Annotated in this window: 8 protein-coding genes; 6 read left to right on the top strand and 2 right to left on the bottom strand. The window is 71.9% G+C overall.

The window, feature by feature from the left end:
• Nucleotides 1-165: 165 nt before the first annotated feature.
• Nucleotides 166-1,044: an ATP-grasp domain-containing protein gene (locus tag VF612_RS02630; RefSeq protein WP_408658289.1), complete on the bottom strand. Its 879-nt coding sequence runs from the start codon at nucleotides 1,042-1,044 to the stop codon at nucleotides 166-168.
• Nucleotides 1,045-1,097: 53 nt separating this feature from the next.
• Nucleotides 1,098-1,964, bottom strand: coding sequence for a heme o synthase (locus VF612_RS02625; protein WP_408658288.1), 867 nt, complete (start codon nucleotides 1,962-1,964; stop codon nucleotides 1,098-1,100).
• 276 nt (nucleotides 1,965-2,240) lie between these two features.
• Between VF612_RS02625 and tkt the strand changes: the two genes are divergently transcribed.
• The 6 genes from tkt to VF612_RS02595 form a co-directional block, all read left to right on the top strand.
• Nucleotides 2,241-4,361: a transketolase gene (gene tkt, locus VF612_RS02620; RefSeq protein ID WP_408658287.1), complete on the top strand. Its 2,121-nt coding sequence runs from the start codon at nucleotides 2,241-2,243 to the stop codon at nucleotides 4,359-4,361.
• 50 nt (nucleotides 4,362-4,411) lie between these two features.
• Nucleotides 4,412-5,593: a transaldolase gene (tal, locus tag VF612_RS02615; protein ID WP_408658286.1), complete on the top strand. Its 1,182-nt coding sequence runs from the start codon at nucleotides 4,412-4,414 to the stop codon at nucleotides 5,591-5,593.
• Complete coding sequence (locus VF612_RS02610) at nucleotides 5,590-7,239, top strand: glucose-6-phosphate isomerase (protein WP_408658285.1); 1,650 nt, start codon at nucleotides 5,590-5,592, stop codon at nucleotides 7,237-7,239. The genes tal and VF612_RS02610 overlap by 4 nt, the downstream gene beginning before the upstream one ends.
• 64 nt (nucleotides 7,240-7,303) lie before the next feature.
• Nucleotides 7,304-8,836: a glucose-6-phosphate dehydrogenase gene (zwf, locus tag VF612_RS02605; protein WP_408658290.1), complete on the top strand. Its 1,533-nt coding sequence runs from the start codon at nucleotides 7,304-7,306 to the stop codon at nucleotides 8,834-8,836.
• Nucleotides 8,837-8,933: 97 nt separating this feature from the next.
• Nucleotides 8,934-9,908, top strand: a complete 975-nt coding sequence (locus VF612_RS02600; protein WP_408658284.1) for a glucose-6-phosphate dehydrogenase assembly protein OpcA — start codon at nucleotides 8,934-8,936, stop codon at nucleotides 9,906-9,908.
• Nucleotides 9,909-9,914: 6 nt separating this feature from the next.
• Nucleotides 9,915-10,184, top strand: a 270-nt coding sequence (locus VF612_RS02595; RefSeq protein ID WP_408658283.1) for a 6-phosphogluconolactonase, incomplete at its 3' end; no start/stop codon positions are given.

Here is a 10,184-nt window from a genome sequence, read left to right as displayed (position 1 = left end):
CGACCACCTTGCAGATCACGAACACCACGGCGGCCAGCACCAGGCCGCCGGTGGCGACCACCTTCATCCGGCGCAGCCCTGCCTGCCGCTCGGCGTCGCCGGCCAGCGCCAGGATGGGCACCTCCAGCGGGGCCTGCCCTGTTCGATCTGCCGAGTGGGCAGCCATCAGCTCACCCGGGCGCTGATCGCGGCAGCCAACCGCTCGGCCGCCCCGTCGGCGTACCGGAAGAACAGCGACGGCTCGACCAGCTCCAGCTCGACCACCACCGGGCCGTCCGGGCCGGGCAGCAGGTCGATCCGGGCGTAGAGCAGGTTCTCCGCCAGCCCGGCGTTGGCGTGCGCGAGGACCCGCTCGGCCACCGCCAGCTCCGCCGGTGACGGCTCCCGGGCGGTGATGTTCTCCTCGATGTATAGCGCGGCGGAGTCCATCGGGTGCCGGACCTCCGGCTCCAGCATCGGGCCCTTGCGGATGGCGTGGCTGAACACCCCGTCGAAGAAGATCAGCGCGGTCTCGCCGGCGGTGTCCACGGTGTCCAGGTAGGGCTGGACCAGCACCGTCCGGCCGGCCGCGTGCAGCCGGACGGCATGCTCGCGGGCCTGCTGGTGCGCGCCGGGCCTGCCGGCGTCGAACCGGCCGACGCCCCGCGAGCCGGCGCCGATCGAGGGCTTGAGCACGAACTCCCCGGACTCCGGCAGCTCCGGCTCGGCGCCGGGCGGGACGAGCTGGGTGGGGACCACCGGCAGGCCGGCGGCGGCCAGGTCGGCGAGATAGGTCTTGTCGGTGTTGGCCAGCACCACCGGGGCAGGATTGTGGAGCCTGGGCACCGAGGTGACCCACTTTCCGAACTCCTCGCGCTGGGTGGTGTAGTTCCAGGTCGCCCGGATCACCGTCGCGGCGTACTCGGACCAGTCGACGCCGGGCTGGTCCCAGGGCACCATGCTGACCCGGTAGCCGAGGTCGGTCAGCGCCTGCACCAGCGACAGGTCGTCCCCGTCGCCGGTCGGCATCTCCAGGCAGCTGGCGAGGGCAAGGTGGCTGTTCACACCCCGATCGTAGGCGGTGCGCCGCCCGCGCCTGCTCGGCCCAACCGAGCGCCTCAGCGCAGGAAGGTGTCCACCGCGACGGCCAGGAAGACGAAGGCCAGGTAGCTGTTGGACAGGTGGAACAGCCGCATCGGATGTCCCGCCGAGCCGCTGCGGGCGGCGGCGAGCAGCCGGTGCGCCTCGGCCAGCAACGCCACCCCGGCGCCGAGCGCCAGCACCCCGTACACCCAGCCGGTCGCCAGCGGCCACAGCGCCAGCGACGTCGCGACCGTCAGCCAGGAGTACGCCACGATCTGGCGCGCGACCTGCACCGGCGAGGCGACCACCGGCAGCATCGGCACACCGGCCCGGGCGTAGTCGTCGCGGTAGCGGATCGCCAGCGCCCAGAAGTGCGGCGGCGTCCAGAAGAACACCACGGCGAACAGCAGCACCGGCGCCCAGGCCAGCGAGCCGGTGACCGCCGACCAGCCGATCAGCACCGGCATGCAGCCCGCCGCGCCGCCCCAGACGATGTTCTGCGACGTCCGCCGCTTGAGCAGCATCGTGTAGACCACCACGTAGAAGGCGATCGCCAGCGCGGTCAGCGCCGCGGCGAGCAGGTTGGTGAACAGCGCCATCGACGCCACCGCGATCACCCCGAGCGCCGTCCCGAAGGCCAGCGCGCCGTTCGGCGAGACGTCGCGCAGCGCCAGCGGCCGGTGCCCGGTGCGGCGCATCAGCGCGTCGATGTCCCGGTCGAGGTAGCAGTTCAGCGCATTGGCCGACCCAGCCGCCAGGGTGCCGGCGACCAGGGTGGCCAGCACCGTCTGCCAGCGCGGCAGGCCGCCCGCGGCCAGCACCATCGCCGGCAGCGTGGTCACCAGCAGCAACTCGATGATGCGTGGCTTGGTCAGGGCCACGTAGGCTCGTATCGAGGTCATCGCCGAGCCGGTAGCGACGCCGGAATGCCCCGAGCGAGTGCGGGCAACCGGGGTCTGCGTCACCGGCCCAGCGTAACGCCCGGCCGAAACCACGGCCGCCACCGCATCCGGCGTCGTTGACAGGCCTCGCGACACCGCGAGATCCCTCCCCACCGGCGGCCGGCAGATTCCTGACACGGCCTACGACAGGGGCGTCTACCCCTCGACAACACACCGCTGTAAGCGATTAGGCTCGATTCAAGCCCTACCGCGATATCTACAGAGCAGGAGAGGCACGTGACCGAAACCGCATCCGGCATCGTTCAGACCCACCCGGACTGGTGGACCGAACTCGATTCCCAAGCGGTGGACACCGCCAGGCTGCTGGCGGCCGACGCGGTGCAGAAGGTGGGCAACGGCCATCCCGGTACGGCGATGAGCCTGGCGCCGCTGGCCTACCTGCTCTTCCAGCGGACCATGCGCCATGACCCGACCGACCCCAACTGGGTCGCCCGCGACCGGTTCATCCTGTCCAACGGCCACTCCTCGCTCACCCTCTACGTCCAGCTCTTCCTGGCCGGCTACGGGCTGGAGCTGGAGGACCTCAAGTCCCTGCGCACCTGGGGATCGCTCACCCCCGGGCATCCCGAGCACGGTCACACCATCGGCGTGGAGACCACCACCGGCCCGCTCGGCCAGGGCGTCGGCAACGCGGTCGGGATGGCGATGGCGGCCCGCCGGGAGCGTGGCCTGCTCGACCCCGACACCGCGCCCGGCGAGTCGGTCTTCGACCACCAGATCTACGTGATCGCCGGCGACGGCTGCCTGGAGGAGGGCGTGTCCAGCGAGGCCTGCTCGCTGGCCGGGCACCAGCAGCTGGGCAACCTCACCCTGATCTACGACGACAACCACATCTCGATCGAGGACGACACCAACGTGGCGTTCTCCGAGGACGTGCTCAAGCGGTACGAGGCCTACGGCTGGCACACCCAGTACGTCGACTCCGGCGAGGACGTGGTGGCGCTCGAGGCCGCCCTCGAGGCGGCCCGGGCCGAGACCAACCGGCCGTCCATCATCGCGGTGCGCACCATCATCGGCTGGCCGGCGCCCACCATGCAGAACACCGGCAAGGCGCACGGCGCGGCGCTGGGCGACGAGGAGATCCGCAAGACCAAGGAGATCCTCGGCTTCAACCCGGACGAGCAGTTCGCGGTGGCCGCCGAGGTGCTCGCCCACACCCGCGAGCTGGTCCAGCGCGGCCGGACCGCCCGGGAGCAATGGCAGCCGGGCTTCGACAAGTGGGCCGAGGACAACCCCGAGCGCAAGCAGCTCTTCGACCGCCTGGTGAACCGCAGCTTCCCGCCGGGGTGGGCCGATGCGCTGCCCAGCTTCCCGACCGAGAAGGACGGCAAGCCGAACTCGATCGCCACCCGGGCCGCGTCCGGCAAGGTGCTCTCGGCGCTGGCCCCGGTGCTGCCCGAGCTCTGGGGCGGCTCGGCGGACCTGGCCGAGTCCAACAACACCACCATGGAGGGCGAGCCCAGCTTCATCCCGGCCGACCGGCAGACCAAGGCCTGGGAGGGCGGGCCGTACGGGCGCACCCTGCACTTCGGCATCCGCGAGCACGCCATGGGCTCGATCATGAACGGGATCACGCTGCACGGCGGCACCCGGGTCTACGGCGGCACCTTCCTGGTGTTCAGCGACTACATGCGCCCGCCGGTCCGGCTGGCCGCGCTGATGCAGCTGCCCACCATCTACGTCTGGACGCACGACTCGATCGGCCTCGGCGAGGACGGCCCGACCCACCAGCCGGTGGAGCACCTGGCCGCGCTGCGCGCCATCCCGGGGCTGGACATCGTCCGGCCGGCCGACGCCAACGAGACCGTGGTGGCCTGGCGCACCGTGCTGGAGAACACCGACCGGCCGGCCGGCCTGGCGCTGTCCCGGCAGGGGCTGCCGGTGCTCGACCCCGCCAAGGTGGTGGACGCCGGCAAGGGCGGCTACGTCCTGGAGGAGGCGTCCGCGGGCCTGCCCAAGGTGATCCTGATCGCGACCGGCTCCGAGGTGGGCTTGGCGCTGCGGGCCCGGGAGCGGCTGGAGGCCGAGGGCACCCCGACCCGGGTGGTGTCGATGCCGTGCGTCGAGTGGTTCCGGGCCCAGGACCGGTCCTACCAGCAGCAGGTGCTGCCGCCGGCGGTCAAGGCCCGGGTCAGCATCGAGGCCGGCGTGCCGCTGGGCTGGCGCGAGATCGTCGGCGAGGCCGGCGAGATCGTGGCGCTGGACCACTTCGGCGCCAGCGCCAACGTCAACGTGCTGTTCGAGCAGTTCGGCTTCACTCCGGACAACGTGGTCACCGCCGCCCACACCAGCCTGGAGCGGATAGGCGAGATCACCGGCACCACCACCGGCAACTAGCCGGATCCCACCTCAGCGGTGGAAAGTAGCTTTTGAAGAGAGGATCGATCATGAGCGACGCACTCGCCGACCTGTCGGCCCAAGGCGTGTCCATCTGGCTCGACGACATCAGCCGGGAGCGGCTGGTCAGCGGAAACCTGCAGGAGCTGATCGACACCAAGCACGTCGTCGGCGTGACCAGCAACCCCTCGATCTTCCAGAAGGCGATGGAGGGCGCCGCCGACGGGGACTCCGCCTACGCCCAGCAGGTGCACGACCTGGCGGTGCGCGAGGTGTCGCTGGAAGAGGCCGTCCGGCTGCTGACCGCCTACGACATCCGGTGGGCCTGCGACGTGCTGCGCCCGGTGTATGACTCGACCGACGGCGAGAACGGCCGGGTGTCCATCGAGGTGGACCCGCGGATCGCCCACGACGCCGACAAGACCACCGCCGAGGCCACCGCGCTGTGGTGGCTGGTCGACCGGCCGAACGTGATGATCAAGATTCCGGCGACCGAGGCGGGGCTGCCCTCGATCGCGGCGGCCACCGCGGCCGGCATCAGCGTCAACGTCACCCTGATCTTCTCGATCGAGCGCTACCGCAAGGTGATGGACGCCTACCTCGACGGCCTGCGGCGGGCCCGCGAGGCCGGCATCGACCTGGCTGCCATCCGCTCGGTCGCGTCGTTCTTCGTGTCCCGGGTGGACACCGAGATCGACAAGCGGCTGGACAAGATCGGCACCGACGAAGCCAAGTCGGTCCGCGGCAAGGCCGGCATCGCCAACGCCCGGCTGGCCTACGAGGCGTTCCAGGAGGTCTTCAGCGGCCCTGCCTGGGAGGAGCTGCGGGCTGCCGGCGCCCACGTGCAGCGCCCGCTCTGGGCGTCCACCGGCGTCAAGGACCCGTCCTACGACGACACCATGTACGTCACCCAGCTGGTTGCCCGCGACACCGTGAACACCATGCCCGAGGCCACCCTGAACGCGGTCGCCGACCACGGCACGATCAGCGGCCCGACCGCCGACTCCGGCTACGACGAGGCGCGCAAGGTGGTCAGCGACCTGTCGGCGCTGGGCATCGAGCTGCACGAGGTCACCGAGCTGCTGGAGTCCGAGGGCGTCGACAAGTTCATGGACTCCTGGTCGACCCTGCTGGAGGGCGTGCAGAAGCAGCTCACCGCCGGGGCCCAGAAGGCCGACAACGGCGACCCCAGCAAGGCCGGCAACGCCGACCGGGACGGTGCATCGGCATGAGCGAGCTCGCCTCGGTCACCGGCGGCGGCCTGAGGCTGGAATTCGGCTACCACGACGAGCAGGCGTTCGCCGCGGCCGTCGCCGAGCTGGTCGAGGACCAGGTCGCCAGCAGGATCGCCGCCCAGGACCCCACGCTCTGGGGCGCCGACGCCGAGTCCGAGGCGGCCAAGCGGCTGTCCTGGGTGTCGCTGGCCGAGACCTCCCGGCCGCTGATCGCCGAGATCACCGCGCTGCGGGAGGAGTTGCGGGCCGAGGGCGTGGACCACGTCGTGCTCGCCGGCATGGGCGGCAGCTCGCTGGCGCCGGAGGTCATCTGCGCGACCGCCGGCCTCGACCTGGTCACCCTGGACACCACCGATCCGGGGCAGGTGCGGGCCGCCCTGGCCGACAACCTGGACCGGACCGTCCTGGTGGTGTCGAGCAAGTCCGGCGGCACCGTGGAGACCGACTCGCACCGGCGGGCCTACGAGAAGGCCTTCACCGACCGGGGCATCGATCCCCGGCAGCGCATCGTGGTGGTCACCGACCCCGGCTCGCCGCTGCAGCAGACCGCCGAGGACGCCGGCTACCGCAAGGTGTTCCTGGCCGATCCGGATGTGGGCGGGCGCTACAGCGCGCTGACCGCGTTCGGCCTGGTGCCCTCCGGCCTGGCCGGCGCCGACCTGGCCGCGCTGCTGGACTCCGCGGCCGAGGCAGCGACCGTGCTGTCGGCAGACTCCGACGCCAACCCCGGGCTGCGGCTCGGCGCGCTGCTGGGGCTGGCGCACAACACCGGCTGCGACAAGGCCGTCTTCGCCGACCTGGGCTCGGGGATCATCGGCTTCGGCGACTGGGCCGAGCAGCTGATCGCCGAGTCCACCGGCAAGAACGGCCGCGGGCTGCTGCCGGTGGTGGTGGAGGACCCGCGGGCGCCGGGCTTCGCCGATGCCGGCCAGGACGCGATCGCGATCTCCCTGGGCGGCTACGACGACTCCTACCGGCCCGCGTCGGGCTGGGGCGCGGCGGTCAGCGGCCCGCTCGGCGCCCAGCTGCTGCTCTGGGAGTACGCCACCGCGATCGCCGGCCGGATCATCGGGATCAACCCCTTCGACCAGCCCAACGTCGAGGAGGCCAAGAAGCAGGCGCGGGCGCTGCTCGACGCCCCCGGCCAGGCCGGCCGCGAGGAGCCCGCGCTGACCGACGGGGCCGTCGAGGTCTTCGCCGCCGGCTTCGAGCTGTCCTCGGCCGGCACCCTCGTCGACGCGCTCCAGGCCTTCCTGGCCGCGGCGCCCGAGCGCGGCTACGTCAGCATCCAGGCCTACCTGGACCGGCATGCCGACTCCGAGGCGGCTGCCCTGCGGCAGGCGCTGGCGCGCCGGACCGGCCTGCAGACCACCTTCGGCTGGGGGCCCCGGTTCCTGCACTCGACCGGCCAGTACCACAAGGGCGGGCATCCCAACGGGGTGTTCCTGCAGATCACCGCTGCCCCCGGGCAGGATGCTGGCGGTGACCTGGAGGTGCCCGACCGTCCGTACACCTTCGCCTCGCTGCAGCAGGCCCAGGCCGCGGGTGACGCCGCGGTGCTGGCCGACAAGGGACGTCCGGTGCTGCACCTGCACCTGACCGACCGGGCGGCCGGCATCGGACAGCTACTCGAAGCGCTCTAAGGAGAAGCCCGTGAGTCTCACCGAGGACCAGCCCTCCGCGATCGGCGCCGGCCACGGCCCACAGGTGCGGCCGGGCTTGCGATCCAACCCGCTGCGCGATCCGCGCGACCGGCGGTTGCCGAGGGTTCCCGAGCCCTGCGCGCTGGTGGTCTTCGGCGTCACCGGTGACCTGGCGCGCAAGAAGCTGCTGCCGGCCATCTACGACCTGGCCCACCGCGGCCTGCTGCCGGCCGACTTCGTCCTGCTCGGCTTCGCCCGCCGGGACTGGGAGGACGGCGACTTCGAGACGCTGGCGAAGAAGGCGGCCAAGGACCACGCCCGCACCGACTGGAGCGAGGAGGTCTGGGACCGGCTGGCCGGCGACATCAAGTTCGTGGCCGGCTCCTTCGACGACGACCAGGCCTTCGACACCCTGGCCACCACCCTGGACGACCTGCGCAACAGCCACGGCATCAAGGGCAACGCCGCGTTCTACCTGTCCATCCCGCCGAGCATGTTCCCGGTGGTGCTGCGGCAGATGGAGCGCACCAAGATGGCCGACAACGCCACCTCCGGCGGCTGGCGCCGGGTCGTGGTGGAGAAGCCGTTCGGGCACGACCTGCCGAGCGCCAAGGCCTTGAACGCGCTGGTGGACGAGGTGTTCACCGCCGAGGACGTGTTCCGGATCGATCACTACCTCGGCAAGGAGACCGTGCAGAACCTGATGGCGCTGCGGTTCGCCAACCAGCTGTTCGAGCCGGTCTGGAACTCCAACTACGTCGACTCGGTGCAGATCACCATGGCCGAGGACGTCGGCATCGGCGGCCGGGCCGGCTTCTACGACGCCACCGGCGCCGGCCGGGACGTCCTGCAGAACCACCTGCTGCAGCTGCTCGCGCTGACCGCGATGGAGGAGCCGGTGGAGTTCACCGCCGAGGCGATCCGGACCGAGAAGCTCAAGGTGCTGCGGGCGATCACGCTGCCGGCCGACCGGGCCGCCTACGCGGTGCGCGGCCAGTACCAGCAGGGCTGGCTGGCCGGCGAGCGGGTGCCGGCCTACCGGGACGAGAAGGATGTCCCGCAGGACTCCAAGACCGAGACCTACGCCGCGGTCCGGCTCGGCATCGACACCCGGCGGTGGGCCGGCGTGCCGTTCTACCTGCGTACCGGCAAGCGGCTGCCCCGCCGGGTCACCGAGATCGCGGTGCTGTTCAAGAAGGCCCCGCACCTGCCGTTCAGCCACACCGACACCGAGGAGCTGGGGCACAACCAGCTGGTGGTCCGGGTCCAGCCGGACGAGGGCGTGACGCTGAAGTTCGGCTCTAAGGTGCCCGGTTCCATGATGGAGGTCCGCGACGTCTCGATGGACTTCCTGTACGGCGAGGCGTTCACCGAGTCCTCGCCGGAGGCCTACGAGCGGCTCATCCTGGACGTGATGCTCGGCGACGCGACGCTGTTCCCGCGCAACGAGGAGGTCGAGTCGTCCTGGCGGGTGATCGACCCGCTGGAGGAGTTCTGGGCCGGCCAGGAGCCGGCGGCCTACCGGGCCGGCGAGTGGGGCCCCAAGGCCGCCGACGAGATGCTCGCCCGCGACGGGCGCACCTGGCGGCGGCCATGATCGGCTGCCCGGATCTGAGCTGCGCGGGTCACGCGGGCTACGTGGGCTGTGTGGGTCACGCGAGCTACGCGGGCTACGTAGGAGAAGGGGGCGTGCGGTGACCACACTCTGGGACACCACCGGAACGGCGGTGGTGCAGGCGCTGGCCGCCGAGCGTCGCTCCGGCGGCGCGGTGACCAGCGGGCTGGCCCTCACCCTGGTGGTGGTGCTGGAGGAGAAGGACACCGCCGACGTCGAGGCGGCCGTGGCGACCGCTGCGGCCAAGCACCCGATGCGGGTGATCATGGTGCTGCGCCACCACATCGACGCGCCGGTTCCCCGGCTGGACGCCGAGGTCTCGATCGGCGGCCGGCACGGTCCCGGCGAGGCAGTGGTGCTCCGGATGTTCGGACGGCTGGGGCTGCACGCCGAGTCGGTCACGCTGCCGCTGCTGGCCCCGGACGCGCCGGTGGTCGCCTGGTGGTACTCCGAGACCCCCAAGGTGATCGCCAACGACCCGCTCGGGGTGTTCGCCGACCGCCGGATCAGCAACGTCATCCGCGACGCCGACCCGGCCGCCTCGCTGCAGCAGCGGGCCGTCGACTTCGCCCCGGGCGACACCGACCTGACCTGGACGGTCATCACGCCGTGGCGGGCGGCGCTGGCGGCGGCGTTCGACACCGCCTCCGAGCCGGCCACCTCGGTGATCGTCACCGGCAACCCGCAGGACCCGTCGGCGCAGCTGCTGGCGGGCTGGCTGTCCTCCCGCCTGGGGCTCACCGTTCCGGTGGAGAAGGCCGAAGGCAAGTACATCGTCTCGGTCTCGGTGGAGTTCGAGGACGGCCGGACGGTGCAGATGACCAACGAGGGCTACAAGCTGCTGATGCGCCGGCCCGGCCAGCTGGACACCATCCAGCCGTTCCCGCAGCGGACCACCGGCGACATGCTGGCCGAGGAGCTGCGCAGGCTGGACGCCGACCAGCCCTACGGCGAGGCGCTGGGCGCGGTCTCGGGCCTGACCGGGCTCAACGACCGGCCGGCCGTGCGCACCCACATCTGGCACGACCCGGCGCTGGAACAGCAGGAGGCCTGAGCGCCGATGCCCGCCCAGCCCGAGCTGATCATCCAGGCCACCGCCGAGAGCCTGGCCACCGATGTCGCCGTCCGGGTGCTGGCGACGCTCGGCCGGGCCCAGCAGAGCCGGGGCCGGGCGGCGCTGGCGCTGACCGCGGGCTCGATCATGGAGCAGGTCTGGTCGGCGATCGCCGCCACCCCGGCGCGCGACACCGTCGACTGGGCCCGGGTGGACGTGTTCTGGGGCGACGAGCGCTACGTCCCGGCCGGCTCGCCGGACCGCAACGACGGCCCG

It is taken from the genome of Jatrophihabitans sp. (assembly GCF_036388195.1).
In the GTDB taxonomy this organism is placed as follows: Bacteria; Actinomycetota; Actinomycetes; order Mycobacteriales; family Jatrophihabitantaceae; genus Jatrophihabitans_A.
This window is presented reverse-complemented; position numbering and strand designations above follow the sequence as displayed.

What these genes read in the sequence shown, in the direction of transcription:
- VF612_RS02625 (WP_408658288.1), bottom strand. Translation starts at nt 1,964, where the DNA reads ATGACCTCGATACGAGCCTACGTGGCCCTGACCAAGCCACGCATCATC.
- tal (WP_408658286.1), top strand. Translation starts at nt 4,412, where the DNA reads ATGAGCGACGCACTCGCCGACCTGTCGGCCCAAGGCGTGTCCATCTGG.
- VF612_RS02610 (WP_408658285.1), top strand. Translation starts at nt 5,590, where the DNA reads ATGAGCGAGCTCGCCTCGGTCACCGGCGGCGGCCTGAGGCTGGAATTC.